Annotated in this window: 15 protein-coding genes; 7 read left to right on the plus strand and 8 right to left on the minus strand. The window is 52.5% G+C overall.

Translation table 11 applies throughout. The features are described 5' to 3' along the window. Positions 1-84: 84 nt before the first annotated feature. Positions 85-843, plus strand: coding sequence for an IclR family transcriptional regulator C-terminal domain-containing protein (locus tag F8562_RS19995; RefSeq protein WP_014228177.1), 759 nt, complete (start codon positions 85-87; stop codon positions 841-843). A 101-nt stretch (positions 844-944) separates the two neighbouring features. On the opposite strand, the gene F8562_RS20000 is transcribed toward F8562_RS19995, so the two are convergent. From F8562_RS20000 to F8562_RS20035, 8 genes are all read right to left on the minus strand, one after another. Next, positions 945-1244, minus strand: coding sequence for a hypothetical protein (locus F8562_RS20000; RefSeq protein ID WP_014228178.1), 300 nt, complete (start codon positions 1242-1244; stop codon positions 945-947). A gap of 1056 nt (positions 1245-2300) precedes the next feature. Continuing rightward, positions 2301-3188 carry a heme o synthase gene (gene cyoE, locus F8562_RS20005; protein ID WP_014837588.1) on the minus strand — a complete coding sequence of 296 codons (888 nt, stop codon included), beginning with the start codon at positions 3186-3188 and terminating at the stop codon, positions 2301-2303. An 11-nt stretch (positions 3189-3199) separates the two neighbouring features. Further along, positions 3200-3529 (minus strand): cytochrome o ubiquinol oxidase subunit IV, encoded by a 330-nt coding sequence (locus tag F8562_RS20010; protein WP_004099523.1) that lies wholly within the window; start codon positions 3527-3529, stop codon positions 3200-3202. Then, positions 3529-4140, minus strand: coding sequence for a cytochrome o ubiquinol oxidase subunit III (locus F8562_RS20015; protein WP_004099525.1), 612 nt, complete (start codon positions 4138-4140; stop codon positions 3529-3531). Before F8562_RS20015 ends, F8562_RS20010 begins: the two co-directional genes overlap by 1 nt. After that, positions 4130-6121 (minus strand): cytochrome o ubiquinol oxidase subunit I, encoded by a 1992-nt coding sequence (gene cyoB / locus F8562_RS20020; RefSeq protein ID WP_094909194.1) that lies wholly within the window; start codon positions 6119-6121, stop codon positions 4130-4132. The genes F8562_RS20015 and cyoB overlap by 11 nt, the downstream gene beginning before the upstream one ends. Before the next feature lie 19 nt (positions 6122-6140). Further along, positions 6141-7088, minus strand: a complete 948-nt coding sequence (gene cyoA, locus F8562_RS20025; protein ID WP_004848249.1) for a cytochrome o ubiquinol oxidase subunit II — start codon at positions 7086-7088, stop codon at positions 6141-6143. A gap of 480 nt (positions 7089-7568) precedes the next feature. Beyond that, positions 7569-9044, minus strand: a complete 1476-nt coding sequence (gene ampG / locus F8562_RS20030) for a muropeptide MFS transporter AmpG (protein ID WP_014228180.1) — start codon at positions 9042-9044, stop codon at positions 7569-7571. Between the two features lie 45 nt (positions 9045-9089). Further along, positions 9090-9668 carry a lipoprotein gene (locus tag F8562_RS20035; RefSeq protein WP_004848253.1) on the minus strand — a complete coding sequence of 193 codons (579 nt, stop codon included), beginning with the start codon at positions 9666-9668 and terminating at the stop codon, positions 9090-9092. Between the two features lie 305 nt (positions 9669-9973). Here F8562_RS20035 and bolA point away from each other — a divergent pair, with 305 nt between their 5' ends. From bolA to hupB, 6 genes are all read left to right on the plus strand, one after another. Continuing rightward, positions 9974-10291: a transcriptional regulator BolA gene (gene bolA, locus F8562_RS20040; RefSeq protein WP_004133447.1), complete on the plus strand. Its 318-nt coding sequence runs from the start codon at positions 9974-9976 to the stop codon at positions 10289-10291. 347 nt (positions 10292-10638) lie between these two features. Next, positions 10639-11937, plus strand: coding sequence for a trigger factor (tig, locus tag F8562_RS20055; protein WP_004848255.1), 1299 nt, complete (start codon positions 10639-10641; stop codon positions 11935-11937). Between the two features lie 315 nt (positions 11938-12252). Continuing rightward, positions 12253-12876: an ATP-dependent Clp endopeptidase proteolytic subunit ClpP gene (gene clpP / locus F8562_RS20060; RefSeq protein ID WP_003021624.1), complete on the plus strand. Its 624-nt coding sequence runs from the start codon at positions 12253-12255 to the stop codon at positions 12874-12876. Between the two features lie 132 nt (positions 12877-13008). Beyond that, positions 13009-14283 carry an ATP-dependent protease ATP-binding subunit ClpX gene (clpX, locus tag F8562_RS20065; protein WP_004099538.1) on the plus strand — a complete coding sequence of 425 codons (1275 nt, stop codon included), beginning with the start codon at positions 13009-13011 and terminating at the stop codon, positions 14281-14283. 183 nt (positions 14284-14466) lie between these two features. Further along, positions 14467-16821: an endopeptidase La gene (gene lon / locus F8562_RS20070; protein ID WP_004099539.1), complete on the plus strand. Its 2355-nt coding sequence runs from the start codon at positions 14467-14469 to the stop codon at positions 16819-16821. A 208-nt stretch (positions 16822-17029) separates the two neighbouring features. Beyond that, complete coding sequence (gene hupB / locus F8562_RS20075; protein ID WP_002444653.1) at positions 17030-17302, plus strand: nucleoid-associated protein HU-beta; 273 nt, start codon at positions 17030-17032, stop codon at positions 17300-17302. Positions 17303-17344 lie beyond the last annotated feature (42 nt).

The raw sequence follows: 17344 nt of genomic DNA on the forward strand, positions 1-17344 counted from the left end.
ATTCGGCCATACTGGTTGTTAATCGCACTACCACTGCGATAATCGCGCTAAACTGATTGTATTGTTGCGAAAGTGTGAACAAGTATGCAAAACCAGATTCATACCCGCGATCTGATCGTCGGCCTGCAAAAAGGGCTGGCGCTGATCCAGCTATTTTCAAAAGAGTTCCCCCGGCTCACCGTGCCGCAGGCGGCGAAAATGAGCGGCCTGACGCAAAGCGCCGCGCGGCGCTTTTTCCTTACCCTGCTCCATGAGCGCTATCTGCAAACCGACGGACGCCATTACTGGCTAACGCCTAAAGCGTTAAGGCTGGGGCAGGCGTATGTCGATTCGGCGCAGTTCCCACGCATGGTACGACCGATCGTGGAGTACATCGCCAGCCGGACGGAAGAGCACGCTTCGGTCGGCGTGATCGATGATGATGAGCTGGTGTATATCGCCCGCAGTAAACACACGCCGTTTAACTCGACTTCAGTGCGTCTGGGGGAGAGAGTGCCGATTTACTGTACCGCCGGAGGGCGACTATGGCTGGCTTCGTTAGAGGAAGCCGAGTGTGAAACCGTTTTGCAGCGGATCCGCCGCGAGCAGCGTACGCCCTATACGGTGACGGACGTGGCGGCGTTAATGGAAAAGATCGCTCAGGTTCGTCGCCAGGGATACGCCGCGATTGAGCAGGAGTTTGAAATTGGCATGCTGGTCCTGGCCGTGCCGCTGTCAGATCGGGAAGGGCTATACTGGGGAGCGCTGAGTTTAACCAGCCATCAGTCAAGAACCTCGATTGAGGCACTATGCCGCGATCATCTGGATTTGCTCTATAGCGCTCAGGCGATGCTGGTGGGTTAAAACCAGAGGCGCAGACGATTCTCTCATCTTCGTGCCGAGAGGGCTTACGGTAGGCAAAAAAAGGGCAGGAAGAATCCTGCCCCGGGAATGACTAACCGATATTAGGCGGTGATGCTGTTAGTGAAAGTGTTCCACTCGCCCGACAGGTTGTGCACAGCATTGCTCCAGTTCTCATTGCTTGCGGCAACGTAGTTCTCCCAGTCAGATGCGCCGGTAAGGAATTTAGCGAACTCAACGGTATCGTTAACGATGGCATTGGCGATAGTGGCACCTGCTGAGGTAATAAAATCGCTCAGATAGTTTCCATTATCAACAATAAAGCTGGTAATGCTGTTAGCAAAACCGAGCAGATTAAAACCACCAGAAATAGATTCCATTTCGCCAATAGTTAATTCTTTCATTGGTATTCCTTGTTAAGTCTGATTAATTGTTATTAGTGGGGCTATTACCCACGGAAGAAATACTAACACCCTTAAATTAAATTAATCCAGAGTGCTAATGTGTGAAATATTTAATTTCATACAAACTTAATAAAATGAAGGTTATCTTCAGTGATAACGGCTTGAGTCATGAGTGTGAATTTTTTATTCGGGCCGGCTGGCTTTAATGTGAATTGGCGTGACAGCCGCTATAAAGAAGAATGCGCTGAGCGTGGTTAAAGAGGGGAGATAAGACAGGGTGTTATTTTCCCATTTAAAACTTTAATATTGTGCACTATAGATGCTATATGAACCGGGCAGAACAATATTCATGGCAAAAGAGAGGCAGCTCGCGCGGGGAAGGGGAGGGCAAGAGAACATCGCCCTGGTGTCATACCCCACGTTAATATGTTTATTTTCGATTTCACATTCGCCCACCGGGAATGACGGAAGCGCAGCCCGCTGAGTAAACGAGGGCTTAACAATGCCTTGTTAACCCGGAATGACGCCAGCGTTCGAAGAAACAAAAAGTTCGGGGTATGTCTCTTCTACTATATTGCGTACAATAAATTAATTTAGCGTATATATTCAGCTAAACCACTCAGCGCGGTAGCGGGATTCATCTCTCAATAGATACCATCGCTGTCCGCTATGGACAAACCATGTTTAGCGATCATTTGTTAAACAAAAGGCTAATTCATCTAAATAAACGATAACTGCAGGATAATGAATGGCTGCTGATTAATCTGATGCAGCTATTAGTCAAAACGAATTGGCAGTACTGCGTGACTATTATCGCCTCAGTATGGCTAAACCCGTTCCGGCAGTAAGTGGAGAAAGGCGTATCCGGAGGAGGGTTTTTGATCGAGGACGCTGAGGCGGAATTTAGCTACGGACAGAGAAAGCATTGAGAGGGCAGGGGGCACAATCTCAGAATAATAGAAAGGGGAGGAGTGAATGATTGTCCACTATCGGCGATGAGAGATTAACAGGGGGAAATAAGTAATGGCGTATCGCGCGATACGCCATTGAGAGATACTATCTGACCATGGTCAGCAGGTTGTGTGAATCCGGCACCATAAAGTCGACGGACATCATCACCGACAGCGCGGTAATGGCCACGATGGAAAAGACGAACAGCTTACGCGCCCAGACTTTATCATCCGCCACTTTATAACCGCGCAGCGCCATTCCGAGCCACCAGACGCTCACCGCCGCAGCGACAACCAGATATTTATATCCAGCGTAGCCGCCCAGGGAGAGCATCAGCGTGGCAACGGCGAAAGCGATGATGTAAACGGTGATATGGTTTTTCGCTACCGAAATGCCTTTCACTACCGGCAGTACCGGAATGTTCGCTGCCTGATAATCCTTGAAGCGGAAAATCGCGATAGCGTAAGAGTGAGGCATCTGCCACAGGCTGAAAATCGCCAGCAGAATCGCGGCACCGCTGTCAAAATCACCGGTAACCGCGCAGTAGCCAATCACCGGCGGCGCAGCGCCGGAGAGAGAACCAATCAGCGTGCCGTAGACGGAGTGGCGCTTCATGTACAGGCTGTAAACGCCGACATAAACCACGAACCCCATCACCCCCAGCCAGCAGGCCAGGGGATTCGCGCCAAACCACAGGAGCATGAAGCCAGCAATACCCAGCAGGGTGGCATATACCAGCGAAGCTTTTGGCGAGATCAGCCCTTTGACCAGCACCCGGTTTTTCGTCCGTTCCATCTTACGATCGATATCACGGTCGATATAGTTGTTGAAAACACAACCCGAGGCGACCACCAGGGATACTCCGAGGAGCGTCCAGATAAAGAGCGGATAGTCGATGTGGCCCTTGGAGGCCAGCAGGAAACCGCCAATCACGGAGATCAGGTTGCCAAAAATAATGCCTGGTTTCGTTACTTGCAGGTATTGCTTAAACATACTCGCCGCTCTTAGTGCATCATCATGTTGTAGTTCAGGTTCCACATAATCCAGATGGAGCCGACAACTACGATAGCAATGATGATTACGGTGAAGATAAATGCGGTCAGGTTCCAACCTTCGTCCGATTTACTGTTCATGTGCAGGAAGTACACGAGGTGTACCACAATCTGCACAACCGCAGTAACCAGGATGGTTCCCAGAATAGCCGCATGCGATGCAGATCCACTCATCACCATTGCAAACGGGATAACCGTCAGAATGATCGACAGGATGAAACCTGTCATGTAGCTCTTCACGCTGCCGTGAGAAGCGCCGCTATGATCGGTAGAATGACTCATTACATCGCCCCCATCAGATATACAACAGAGAACACGCAGATCCACACGACGTCCAGGAAGTGCCAGAACAGGCTCAGGCACATGATACGGGTGCGGTTAGTGCTGGTCAGGCCGCGACGAGAAACCTGAACCATCAGCACCGCCATCCAGATCAGACCAGAGGTCACGTGCAGACCGTGGGTGCCGACCAGCGCGAAGAACGCTGACAGGAAGCCGCTGCGATCCGGGCCCATACCTTCAACAATCAGGTGATGGAATTCATAGAGTTCCATCGCGATGAACCCAGCCCCGAAGAGGAAGGTCAGCGCCAGCCAGGAAACCACCTGGCTCTTGTTGTTTTTGTACATGGCGATAGCCGCCATGCCGTAGGTGATGGAGCTGAACAGCAGCAGCGCGGTTTCAACCAGAACGAACGGCAGTTCAAAAATATCTTTACCGGTCGGACCGCCCGCCGTGCCGTTCACCAGAACGGCATAGGTAGCGAACAGAGTGGCGAAGATAATGCAGTCGCTCATCAGGTAGATCCAGAAACCGAATACCTTCATCGGTCCTGTATCATGGTGCCCGTGTTCGTGCGCGTGGGCGTTATGCGCAAGAGTATCAGTTGCCATTTTTCAGCCCTGCTTTGTTAATCTCATCGAAATGCTGATTTTCCAGTTTTTCGACTACTGCAACCGGCACGTAGTAATCCACGTCCTCGTCAAAGCTCTTAATAATCCAGGTCGCCAGGATACCGACGAAGCTTGCAATCGCCATCCACCAGATATGCCAGATCATTGCGAAACCAAACACCGTTGCGAAAGCAGCAATAACGATGCCCGCGCCGCTGTTTTTCGGCATATGAATCTCTTCATAGCCAGCCGGTTTCTTATACGCGTCGCCTTTTTCTTTCATTTCCCAGAACGCGTCACGCTCGTGAACGACAGGAACGATAGCAAAGTTGTAGAACGGCGGAGGAGAAGAGGTTGCCCACTCCAGCGTACGGCCGCCCCACGGGTCGCCGGTCAGGTCACGGTTCTGCTCGCGATCGCGGATAGAAACGTAGAACTGAATCAGCTGGCAGAGAATACCGCAAGCGATCAGCGCCGCACCGCAGGCTGCAACAACCAGCATCGGGTGGAACTGCGGGTCAATCTGCTGGCTCAGGCGACGGGTCATACCCATGAAGCCCAGTACGTACAGCGGCATAAACGCCACGAAGAAGCCGATGATCCAGAACCAGAAAGCGCGTTTGCCCCAGGTTTCGTTCAGGGTGAAGCCAAAGGCTTTCGGCCACCAGTAGGTCAGACCTGCGAAGCAACCGAACACCACGCCGCCGATGATGACGTTATGGAAGTGCGCGATCAGGAACAGGCTGTTGTGCAGCACGAAGTCTGCGCCCGGTACCGCCAGCAGTACGCCGGTCATACCCCCTACGGAGAAGGTCACGATAAAGCCAATCGTCCACAGCATTGCTGAGTTGAAGACGATACGGCCCTGGTACATGGTAAACAGCCAGTTGAAGATCTTAACCCCGGTCGGGATAGCGATAATCATGGTCGTAATACCGAAGAAGGCGTTTACGTTCGCGCCCGCACCCATAGTAAAGAAGTGGTGCAGCCAAACGATGAACGACAGAACGGTAATACACACTGTTGCCCATACCAGCGAGGTGTAGCCAAACAGACGCTTACGCGAGAAGGTTGCGGCGATTTCGGAGAAGACACCGAATACCGGCAGAACCAGAATGTACACTTCCGGGTGACCCCAGGCCCAAATCAGGTTGATGTACATCATCATGTTGCCACCCATATCGTTGGTAAAGAAATGGGTGCCCAGGTAGCGGTCCAGGGTCAGCAGCGCGACGGTGACGGTCAGAATTGGGAAGGAGGCGATAATCAGGATGTTGGCGCACAGAGATGCCCAGCTAAACACCGGCATCTTGAACATGGTCATGCCAGGGGCACGCATCTTGATAATCGTTACGAAGAAGTTAATACCGGTGAGCGTTGTACCAATACCGGATAGCTGGAGAGCCCAGATCCAGTAATCGACCCCGACGCCCGGACTGTACTCAATTCCCGAGAGCGGCGGATAGGCCAGCCAACCGGTCTGCGCGAATTCACCGACGCCCAGAGAGAGGTTAACCAGAATCACGCCCACAACGGTGAACCAGAAGCTCAGGTTGTTAAGGAATGGGAAGGCAACGTCGCGCGCGCCGATCTGCAGCGGAACCACCAGGTTCATCAGACCGATAACAAACGGCATCGCTACGAAGAAGATCATGATAACGCCGTGGGCGGTAAAGATCTGATCGTAGTGGTGAGGCGGCAGGAAGCCTGCTTCCCCGGCCGAGGCCAGCACCTGCTGGCTACGCATCATAACGGCGTCAGCGAAGCCACGCAGCAACATGACGATTGCTACGATAACGTACATGATACCGAGACGTTTGTGGTCAACCGAAGTCAGCCACTCATTCCAAAGGTAGGACCACTTACCTAAGTAAGTGATGGCCGCCAGAAGCGCCAGTCCCCCAATGATAATTGCAGCCACCGTAACCACAATAATGGGTTCATGGTAGGGCACTGCATCCAGTGTAAGTTTTCCGAACATCGTTTTCTTCCTCGGCCCCTTAGTGAGCGGTTTCCGCGTGGCTCATGTCCATGCCTTCCATTCCTTCGTGCGCTGCGTGCTCGCCCTCAGGTTGGGTCATATCCATGCTCTTACCGTGAGACATAAATTTGTTAACAACATCTTTAAACAAATCTGGTTTCACGTTAGAGAAGTATTCCACTTTGTTGTATTCGCTAGGCGCAGCCAGTTTGTCGAACGTTTCCATGGAGTCCATGGCGTTCGCAGACTGTTTGGCTTTCGCTACCCACTGATCGAAGGTTGCACGATCCGGCGTGGCGATAGCTTTGAACTTCATTCCTGAGAAGCCCGGGCCGCTATAGCTGGCGGAGATACCGTCGTAAGTACCAGCTTCGTTCGCGATGAGGTGCAGCTGAGTCTGCATCCCGGCCATTGCGTAAATCTGGCTACCTAAACGTGGGATAAAGAACGAGTTCATCACGGAGTTGGAGGTCACTTTGAAGTGTACCGGTACGTTCGCCGGGAAGGCGATTTCGTTGACGGTAGCAATGCCTTGTTCCGGATAGATGAAGAACCATTTCCAGTCCATCGAAACGACTTCGATAGTGATAGGTTTCTCATCGTGAGCAAGCGGTTTGCTCGGCTCTAATGCGTGAGTGGTTTTCCAGGTCAGAACGGCCAGGAACAGGATGATCAGGATAGGAACCGTCCAGACCACAGCTTCCACTTTGTTGGAGTGTGACCAGTTCGGGCTATACTTCGCATCTTTATTGCTTGCACGATACTTCCAGGCAAATCCTACTGCCATCAAGACGGCTGGAATAACGACGATCATCATCAGGCCGAAGGCCGTCAGAATCAGAGAGCGTTGCTCCAGTCCAATCTGTCCTTTTGGGTCGAGGAGTGCAGAATCACAACCACTGAGTAATACAGTGCCTGCGATTAATGACATCCATCCCAAACTTTTATTGTATTTCCTAAGTCTCATTGAACGACCTCAATTCCACGGAATCTGGTGGCGCTTAAAGTGTACGGGCATTTTACGGGAAGGTTGCATTACTGTAAACATAGTTGGAGCTGTGTCTGCTCTATGTTAGCGGCTTCTGCTTGCCCTGTCACATATGTTACGGAGTGTGACATTATCGCTTGCAAACCTTGATTTAGGCGGGATTGATAAGGAAAGGGATAAGAACGAAAGGCTTTATAAGAGAATGAGCATAACTACCCGCAAAACAACACAAATAATTAACAATTAATTATCAAATAAAAGACATCGTAAAAGCGGAAAATAAAACCTGCAAAGCTGAATCGGTTAAATTATTTAAAGATTCGCATAAAAATTGTCAATAATTTCCAGAAATCTAAAACGCACAAAACAACAAATCGGCTACGATGAATATAAAATCGTTAATAAGACGTTATAATTACGTTTGGTAATTACAACGTCCACGTACGTTTCTGCGCTGATTTAAATCAGCTCGGTTTTACGTAATGCCAGATAGTCAAGGAAGGCGCCGAGTAAAATACCCGCAATGGCGGTGAGCACAGCGATCTCAAGCAGGCTGGCAAGGAAGGAGAAATTGGTGTAATCCAGCGCGTTGAGCGTCAGCAGCAGCAGCCATATCGCCAGCATCAGGCAGCCAGCAGCCAGAATAATCAATGCCAGCCCGTAGGTTTGTGGAAAGCGCGTGCGGGGCATAAAGCTTTCTGAGCGCTGGGTGTGTTCCAGCGTACGCCGGCAAATTAACAGCAGCACAATCCCCGGTACCGCGGCGACGACGGAAAAGAGATAGAAAGTAGGCCAGCCGTGGGCTTCAACAAACCAGCCGGCGATGGGGCCAACATACACGCGCCCAACGGCAGAGAGGGCTGAGAGCAGGGCAAACTGGGTGGCCGAAAACGATTTATTGCACAGCGTCATCAGCAGCGCGACGAACGCCGCGGTGCCCATCCCGCCGCACAGATTTTCGAAAAACACCGCCGTCGCCATGGAGAAAAGGTGCTTATCGGTAATTGAGAGCAGCCAATATCCGGCGTTGGATACCCCCTGCAGCAGGCCGAAAATCAGCAGCGCGCGGAACAACGTCAGGCGCTGCATAAGCACGCCGCCGTAAAGCGCGCCGACAATCGTGGCGAACAGGCCGAGCGTTTTATTCACCATTCCCACTTCACCCGCATCGAAACCGACGCCGCGAATCAGGAACGTGGTGGTCAGGCTCATGGCAAACGCGTCGCCAAGCTTATAAAGGACGATCAGCAGCAGAATGAGCCAGGCATTATTGCGGCCGAAGAAGTCGCGCAGCGGTGCGGCAACGGCCTGCTCCAGCGTTTTCGGCACCGGAATAACGTCGCTGGGTTCCGGCGCCAGCAGCGTGGCGATAATGCAGGGGATCAGCAGCGCGGCCATCAGCCAGTACATCCCTTGCCAACCCAGCCAGCGATCGGCCAGCCAGAGCGCCAGCCCGCCGGAGACCAGCATCCCCAGACGATAGCCCAGCACGCTGATTGCCGCTCCGGTGCCCCGCTCTTCCGCGGCCAGCACGTCAGTTTTCCACGCGTCAAACACGATATCCTGCGAGGCGGAACAAAAGGCGATGACCACCGCCAGCGCCGCCATCCAGCGCAGCTGCGTGGACGGTTCAAGGAAACCCATCGCCGCAATGGCGATAAGGAGCAGAAACTGGGTCGCCAGCAGCCAGCCGCGACGACGGCCGAGAAACGGCGGCGTATAGCGGTCCATCACCGGCGACCAGAGGAACTTAAAGACGTAGGCCTGGCCGACGAGCGAGAAAAAACCGATAGTTTTCAGATCGATGTTTTCAACGGTCATCCACGCCTGCAGCGTGCCGGAGGTGAGGGCGAGCGGTAATCCCGAGGCAAAACCGAGGATCAGCAGGATAGCTGATTTTGGCTGCGTGAAAATGCGTAAGTAATGATTAGACATGGCATGTCGTGCAGACCCGGCGCGAGGCCGGGTCTGCGACTTCAATTAACGCGCGTTTTGCTTGATGAAATCGTGAATGCTGGTGTCCTGCGCCATATCGCTAATGGTATCGGTCATGACGCTATTAACCGCATCGGCGATATTTTTATTCGAGGCCTGGAAGGCGCCTTCAACAGAGTAGCTGGCACGATAGTTTTTCGTCATCTTATTGCCGTTGGCGGCAGTGGCAACGATCGCAATATCGGCTTTGGTCGCAATGTTGTAACGCACGTTACCTTGAGAAACGTCGGCGTACAGTTTATTCACGATGATTTGCAGATCCACGGCGCCGTTCGGGCCAATCATATAGCCACGCGAGGTCATCTGTTTCTCGAGCACTTCCTGCAACAGGAAGCGCAGGTCGCGGGAAGCGGTGAGCGTAACCTGTTGGTTATCGCGGGTGACTTTCGCCAGTGCCTGATCCGGACGCTGATCGGCGCCGTTAATGCTGACGGTCACGCCCATCAGACTGGGATCCTGCTGCGGCAGGGTGATTTTCGGTGAAACATCGATGGTAGTCGGCGGAGTGGCGCATCCGGCCAGCATAAACAGCGCGACCAAAGGAAAAAGAATTTTCTTAAACATGTTCAGGGTCTCAACGCATGGTGGAGTGGTAATGAGGAAAATTCCCGCCATCATAACATCGCCAACGGCAAGGGGAAGTGGCAACGCATGTAAATTCATCGCCTTGTGCGTTTTCTGTCCTGACTGCATCTCTTATCGCAACGCAGGCAGGGCTTTCAGGACACCGAACCACTAAAGCCGATACTTTTGCATGAAAATATCAGAGGAATGCTAATTTTTTGTTGTTTTCGCCCAATGGAAGCGGTAAAAGCGGCTAACATTTAAAGGGAATGGCGGCAATACAGCGTTGTCGGAGGAGAAAATTCATGATGATACGTGAACAGATCGAAGCAAAACTTAGGGCAGCGTTCGACCCGGTGTATCTTGAAGTCGTGGATGAAAGCTATCGCCACAACGTTCCTGCGGGCTCTGAAAGTCATTTTAAAGTGGTGTTGGTGAGCGATCGCTTCCTTGGCGAGCGTTTTCTTAATCGTCACCGTATGATTTACGGAACGTTGACTGAGGAACTATCAAGCACCGTGCACGCTCTGGCGTTGCATACCTATACAATCAAAGAGTGGGAAGGGCTACAGGATACCGTCTTTGCTTCTCCTCCTTGTCGCGGGGCTGGAAGTATCGCGTAGAAATCGCATTTGCAACCGCTGGAGCTTTTCCAGTATGTTGCGTGAAGATTTATGAGAAAACGGCCTGCGGGCCGTTTTGTTTTGCCTGGAAAATGTGCAATTCACGCATATTTACAGGCAAATTTGCTCGGGAAATGTGAAAAAAGCCGCAGCAGTGGGCGACAACCGTTCTCGACTCACAAAAGTGATGCCGCTATAATGCCGCGTCTTTTATTATGAATGTCTTCGGGATGATTCTGACGACAGGGAATGTGTTTCTGATTTGAAGAGGGCATCCCGGTTCTGCGAAGCAACCTGTTCGCGCTTCCAGAGTTGACCGAGCACTGTGATTTTTTTGAGGTAACAAGATGCAAGTTTCAGTTGAAACCACTCAGGGCCTTGGGCGCCGTGTAACGATTACTATCGCCGCTGACAGCATCGAGAATGCTGTCAAAAGCGAGCTGGTCAACGTAGCGAAAAAAGTTCGCATTGACGGCTTCCGTAAAGGCAAAGTGCCGATGAATGTTGTTGCTCAGCGTTATGGCGCATCTGTTCGCCAGGACGTGCTGGGTGACCTGATGAGCCGTAACTTCGTTGACGCGATCATCAAAGAAAAAATTAATCCGGCCGGCGCGCCGAACTACGTTCCGGGCGAATACAAGCTGGGTGAAGACTTCACCTACGCGGTAGAGTTCGAAGTTTATCCGGAAGTTGAACTGCAGGGTCTGGAAGCGATCGAAGTTGAAAAACCGGTTGTTGAAGTGACCGATGCTGACGTTGACACCATGCTGGATACTCTGCGTAAGCAGCAGGCGAACTGGAAAGACAAAGACGGCGCTGTTGATGCAGAAGATCGCGTGACCGTTGATTTCACCGGTTCCGTTGACGGCGAAGAGTTCGAAGGCGGCAAAGCCTCTGACTTCGTACTGGCGATGGGCCAGGGTCGTATGATCCCGGGCTTTGAAGACGGTATCAAAGGTCACAAGGCTGGCGAAGAGTTCACCATCGACGTGACCTTCCCGGAAGAGTACCACGCTGAAAACCTGAAAGGTAAAGCGGCTAAGTTCGTTATCAACCTGAAGAAAGTTGAAGAACGTGAACTGCCAGAGCTGACTGAAGAGTTCATCAAACGTTTCGGCGTTGAAGATGGTTCCGTAGCCGGTCTGCGCGCTGAAGTGCGTAAAAACATGGAGCGCGAGCTGAAAGGCGCCGTGCGTAACCGCGTTAAATCTCAGGCTATCGAAGGTCTGGTTAAAGCTAACGATATCGACGTTCCGGCTGCGCTGATCGACAGCGAAATCGACGTTCTGCGCCGTCAGGCTGCTCAGCGTTTCGGCGGTAACGAGAAACAGGCTCTGGAGCTGCCGCGTGAGCTGTTCGAAGAGCAGGCTAAACGCCGCGTTGTTGTTGGCCTGCTGCTGGGCGAAGTGATTCGTACCAACGAGCTGAAAGCTGACGAAGATCGCGTTAAAGGCCTGATCGAAGAGATGGCTTCCGCTTACGAAGATCCGAAAGAAGTGGTTGAGTTCTACAGCAAAAACAAAGAGCTGATGGACAACATGCGCAACGTCGCGCTGGAAGAGCAGGCCGTTGAAGCCGTGCTGGCGAAAGCTAAAGTGTCTGAAAAAGCCACTTCCTTCAGCGAACTGATGAACCAGCAGGCGTAATTTCGCCCCAAGGTTTAAGGTTTGAGCAAAAACCCGTTGCCGAAAGGCTGCGGGTTTTTTTATTGCAATGATAGCCTTAGGATGAGTGCGAAAAGGCGATTTCAGTGATAGCGTTACGACAAAAGATTGTTATGCTTGAATTATGGCAACGTCATCCCCATAACCGGGAGACGTAACTGCATTGGCATAATCATGCGCCGTAATGAAGCGTGCATCTATGCACTTCTGCCCGACGGCAGAAATTCTGGCTGATAATCCGTCCGTAAGGTTACAATCAGTGCAGCGGTTTTTTTCAAATTAATCCAGGAGACGGAAATGTCATACAGTGGCGAACGAGACAACTTTGCACCCCATATGGCCCTGGTGCCGATGGTCATTGAACAGACCTCACGCGGCGAACGTTCATTTGATATTTACTCCCGTCTGCTCAAGGAGCGCGTCATTTTTCTGACCGGCCAGGTAGAAGACCACATGGCTAACCTGATCGTGGCGCAGATGCTGTTTCTGGAAGCGGAAAACCCGGAAAAAGATATCTATCTGTACATTAACTCTCCGGGCGGGGTGATTACCGCCGGGATGTCTATCTATGACACCATGCAGTTCATCAAGCCTGACGTGAGCACCATTTGTATGGGCCAGGCGGCCTCAATGGGCGCGTTCCTGCTGACCGCCGGGGCGAAAGGCAAGCGTTTCTGCCTGCCGAACTCCCGCGTGATGATTCACCAGCCGCTGGGCGGCTACCAGGGCCAGGCGACGGATATCGAAATCCACGCCCGCGAAATCCTGAAAGTGAAAGGTCGCATGAATGAACTGATGGCACATCATACGGGTCAATCCCTTGAGCAGATCGAGCGCGATACCGAGCGCGATCGCTTCCTGTCTGCCTCAGAAGCAGTGGAATACGGCCTCGTTGACTCTATTTTGACTCATCGTAATTGATGCCCCAGGCGCAAGGGTGCCGCTATACTTGTTTGAAAGAGGGCGGCACAACGCTTCACAGCGGTTTGCGCCTGAGAATGGCATTTGCGTCGTCGTGTGCGGCACAAAGAACTTAATAAGAGGTTTGGACTCATGACAGATAAACGCAAAGATGGTTCGGGCAAACTGTTGTACTGCTCTTTTTGCGGCAAAAGCCAGCATGAAGTGCGTAAGCTAATCGCCGGGCCATCCGTGTATATCTGCGACGAATGCGTTGATTTATGTAACGACATCATTCGCGAAGAAATTAAAGAAGTCGCGCCGCATCGCGAGCGCAGCGCGCTGCCGACGCCGCACGAAATTCGCCATCATCTGGACGATTACGTTATCGGCCAGGAGCCGGCGAAAAAAGTGCTGGCGGTGGCGGTATACAATCACTACAAACGTCTGCGCAATGGCGATACCAGCAACGGCGTTGAGCTGGGCAAAAGTAACATTCTGCTGATCGGGCCGACCGGTTCCGGTAAAACGCTGCTGGCGGAAACGCTCGCGCGCCTGCTGGATGTGCCTTTCACCATGGCGGATGCCACCACCCTGACCGAAGCCGGCTACGTGGGTGAAGACGTTGAGAACATCATCCAGAAGCTGCTGCAGAAGTGCGACTACGACGTACAGAAAGCCCAGCGCGGTATCGTCTACATTGATGAAATCGATAAAATTTCCCGTAAATCGGATAACCCGTCGATCACTCGCGATGTTTCCGGCGAAGGCGTGCAGCAGGCGCTACTGAAGCTTATTGAAGGTACCGTTGCCGCGGTTCCGCCGCAGGGCGGGCGTAAGCATCCGCAGCAGGAGTTCCTGCAGGTTGATACCTCTAAGATCCTGTTCATCTGCGGCGGCGCCTTTGCCGGTCTGGATAAGGTCATTTCCCACCGTGTTGAAACCGGTTCAGGTATTGGTTTCGGCGCGACGGTCAAGGCGAAGTCTGACAAAGCCAGCGAAGGCGAGCTGCTGTCTCAGGTTGAGCCGGAAGATCTGATCAAGTTTGGCCTGATTCCTGAGTTCATCGGGCGTCTGCCGGTTGTGGCGACCCTGAGCGAGCTGAGCGAAGAAGCGCTGATTCAGATCCTCAAAGAGCCGAAAAACGCCCTGACCAAGCAGTATCAGGCGCTGTTCAGCCTGGAAGGCGCTGAGCTGGAATTCCGCGACGAAGCGCTGGACGCTATCGCTAAGAAAGCGATGGCGCGTAAAACCGGGGCTCGCGGTCTGCGTTCTATCGTTGAAGCCGCGCTGCTCGATACCATGTACGATCTTCCGTCAATGGAAGACGTGGAAAAAGTGGTCATCGACGCTTCGGTTATCGATGGCCAGAGCAAGCCGCTGCTGATTTACGGCAAACCGGAAGCGCAGCAGGCATCTGGTGAATAATTAACCATTTTGCTCAAGCAGTTAACAAAAAGGGGGGATTTTATCTCCCCTTTTATTTTTCCTGCATTCCCGCCGTTGAATGTATGGAATACATCCCCATATACTGGTTTACATATTAACGGCGACGCGTCGTTGAGTTGCGTCGTCGGCTACCTGGCGGACTTTAAACTAAGAGAGAGCTCTATGAATCCTGAGCGTTCTGAACGCATTGAAATCCCCGTATTGCCGTTGCGCGATGTGGTGGTTTATCCGCACATGGTCATACCCCTGTTTGTAGGGCGGGAAAAATCTATCCGTTGCCTCGAAGCAGCCATGGATCATGATAAAAAAATCATGCTGGTTGCGCAGAAAGAAGCCTCGACGGATGAGCCGGGTGTAAACGATCTTTTCACCGTCGGGACCGTGGCGTCTATTTTGCAAATGCTGAAGCTACCGGACGGTACTGTCAAAGTGCTGGTCGAAGGTTTACAGCGCGCGCGCATCTCTGCGCTGTCTGATAACGGTGAGCATTTTTCGGCGAAGGCTGAATATCTTGAATCGCCGGCGATTGACGAACGCGAGCAGGAAGTGCTGGTTCGTACGGCCATCAGCCAGTTTGAAGGCTACATCAAGCTGAACAAGAAAATCCCACCGGAAGTGCTGACGTCGCTGAATAGCATTGACGATCCGGCGCGCCTGGCGGATACCATCGCTGCGCATATGCCGCTGAAGCTGGCGGACAAACAGTCCGTGCTGGAGATGTCCGACGTTAATGAACGTCTGGAATATCTGATGGCGATGATGGAGTCGGAAATCGATCTGCTGCAGGTTGAGAAGCGCATTCGCAACCGCGTGAAAAAACAGATGGAGAAATCTCAGCGCGAGTACTATCTGAATGAGCAAATGAAAGCCATTCAAAAAGAGCTCGGCGAGATGGACGACGCCCCGGACGAGAACGAAGCGCTGAAGCGTAAGATCGACGCGGCGAAAATGCCGAAAGAGGCAAAAGAGAAAACCGAAGCGGAACTGCAGAAGCTGAAAATGATGTCCCCGATGTCGGCGGAAGCGACCGTCGTTCGCGGCTACATCGACTGGATGGTGCAGGTACCGTGGAACGCCCGCAGCAAGGTCAAAAAAGACCTGCGTCAGGCTCAGGAGATCCTCGACACCGATCACTACGGCCTTGAGCGCGTGAAGGATCGTATTCTTGAGTACCTCGCGGTGCAGAGCCGTGTTAACAAGCTCAAAGGGCCGATCCTGTGCCTGGTTGGGCCTCCGGGGGTCGGTAAAACCTCTCTCGGCCAATCCATCGCCAAAGCCACCGGACGTAAGTACGTGCGTATGGCGCTGGGCGGCGTGCGTGATGAAGCGGAAATCCGCGGTCACCGTCGTACCTATATTGGCTCAATGCCGGGCAAACTGATCCAGAAAATGGCCAAAGTGGGCGTTAAAAACCCGCTGTTCTTACTGGATGAGATCGACAAGATGTCTTCGGACATGCGCGGCGATCCGGCCTCGGCGCTGCTGGAGGTGTTGGATCCGGAACAGAACGTGGCCTTTAACGATCACTATCTGGAAGTGGATTACGATCTCAGCGACGTGATGTTTGTCGCGACCTCCAACTCCATGAACATTCCGGCGCCGCTGCTGGATCGTATGGAAGTGATCCGTCTCTCCGGCTACACCGAGGATGAGAAGCTGAACATCGCCAAACGCCACCTGCTGTCAAAACAGATTGAGCGTAACGCGCTCAAAAAAGGCGAGCTGACGGTGGATGACAGCGCGATTATCGGCATTATCCGCTACTACACGCGTGAAGCGGGCGTGCGTGGTCTGGAGCGCGAAATCTCGAAACTGTGCCGTAAGGCGGTAAAACAGCTGCTGCTGGATAAATCGCTGAAGCACATCGAGATTAACGGCGACAACCTGCATGACTTCCTTGGCGTGCAGCGCTATGACTATGGCCGGGCGGATAGCGAAAACCGCGTGGGTCAGGTGACGGGTCTGGCGTGGACGGAAGTGGGCGGCGATCTGCTGACCATTGAGACCGCCTGCGTTCCGGGTAAAGGTAAGCTGACCTATACCGGTTCACTGGGTGAGGTGATGCAGGAGTCCATCCAGGCTGCGCTGACCGTGGTGCGTTCGCGTGCGGATAAGCTGGGTATCAACTCAGACTTTTACGAAAAACGCGATATTCACGTGCACGTGCCGGAAGGCGCTACGCCGAAAGATGGCCCAAGCGCAGGTATCGCGATGTGTACCGCGCTGGTTTCCTGTCTGACGGGCAATCCGGTGCGCGCCGATGTGGCGATGACCGGGGAAATTACCCTCCGTGGTCAGGTGTTGCCAATCGGTGGTCTGAAGGAAAAACTGCTGGCCGCGCACCGCGGCGGCATTAAGACTGTTCTGATTCCTGATGAAAACAAACGTGACCTTGAAGAAATTCCAGATAACGTTATCGCCGATTTAGATATCCATCCGGTGAAACGAATCGAGGAAGTTCTGGCACTTGCACTGCAGAACGAGCCATTTGGTATGGAAGTCGTCACGGCAAAATAGTGATTTCGCGCAAATTGCGCTAAGAAAAATAGGGCTGGTAAGTAAATTCGTACTTGCCAGCCTTTTTTTGTGTAGCTAACTTAGATCGCTGGCAGGGGGGTCAATTACAACTCTGTTGTAAGGGCATGACAGTCCTGATATAACTGCTGCGCGGTCGCGCCACGAAGGATTCTGGTGCGATATAAATTATAAAGAGAGGAAGAGAACAGTGAATAAATCTCAACTGATTGACAAAATTGCTGCCGGTGCGGACATTTCTAAAGCCGCAGCTGGACGTGCGTTAGATGCTTTAATCGCTTCTGTTACTGAATCTCTGCAGGCTGGGGATGACGTTGCGCTGGTAGGGTTTGGTACTTTTGCTGTTAAAGAGCGCGCTGCCCGTACCGGCCGCAATCCGCAAACAGGCAAAGAAATTACCATTGCTGCTGCTAAAGTACCGGGTTTCCGTGCAGGTAAAGCGCTGAAAGACGCGGTAAACTGATCGACTTCCCCACTGGGGTCTGTGACGAAGTACAAGGGCGCA

It is taken from the genome of Klebsiella sp. RCJ4, from assembly GCF_009025755.1.
GTDB classification, from domain to species: Bacteria; Pseudomonadota; Gammaproteobacteria; order Enterobacterales; family Enterobacteriaceae; genus Klebsiella; species Klebsiella michiganensis.

Excerpts from the sequence above, each read along its gene's own strand:
- clpX (WP_004099538.1), top strand. The coding sequence starts at position 13,009 with ATGACAGATAAACGCAAAGATGGTTCGGGCAAACTGTTGTACTGCTCT.
- clpP (WP_003021624.1), top strand. The coding sequence starts at position 12,253 with ATGTCATACAGTGGCGAACGAGACAACTTTGCACCCCATATGGCCCTG.
- cyoE (WP_014837588.1), bottom strand. The coding sequence starts at position 3,188 with ATGTTTAAGCAATACCTGCAAGTAACGAAACCAGGCATTATTTTTGGC.
- cyoB (WP_094909194.1), bottom strand. The coding sequence starts at position 6,121 with ATGTTCGGAAAACTTACACTGGATGCAGTGCCCTACCATGAACCCATT.
- F8562_RS20000 (WP_014228178.1), bottom strand. The coding sequence starts at position 1,244 with ATGAAAGAATTAACTATTGGCGAAATGGAATCTATTTCTGGTGGTTTT.
- F8562_RS20035 (WP_004848253.1), bottom strand. The coding sequence starts at position 9,668 with ATGTTTAAGAAAATTCTTTTTCCTTTGGTCGCGCTGTTTATGCTGGCC.
- lon (WP_004099539.1), top strand. The coding sequence starts at position 14,467 with ATGAATCCTGAGCGTTCTGAACGCATTGAAATCCCCGTATTGCCGTTG.
- F8562_RS20015 (WP_004099525.1), bottom strand. The coding sequence starts at position 4,140 with ATGGCAACTGATACTCTTGCGCATAACGCCCACGCGCACGAACACGGG.
- ampG (WP_014228180.1), bottom strand. The coding sequence starts at position 9,044 with ATGTCTAATCATTACTTACGCATTTTCACGCAGCCAAAATCAGCTATC.
- F8562_RS19995 (WP_014228177.1), top strand. The coding sequence starts at position 85 with ATGCAAAACCAGATTCATACCCGCGATCTGATCGTCGGCCTGCAAAAA.
- cyoA (WP_004848249.1), bottom strand. The coding sequence starts at position 7,088 with ATGAGACTTAGGAAATACAATAAAAGTTTGGGATGGATGTCATTAATC.
- bolA (WP_004133447.1), top strand. The coding sequence starts at position 9,974 with ATGATGATACGTGAACAGATCGAAGCAAAACTTAGGGCAGCGTTCGAC.
- F8562_RS20010 (WP_004099523.1), bottom strand. The coding sequence starts at position 3,529 with ATGAGTCATTCTACCGATCATAGCGGCGCTTCTCACGGCAGCGTGAAG.
- tig (WP_004848255.1), top strand. The coding sequence starts at position 10,639 with ATGCAAGTTTCAGTTGAAACCACTCAGGGCCTTGGGCGCCGTGTAACG.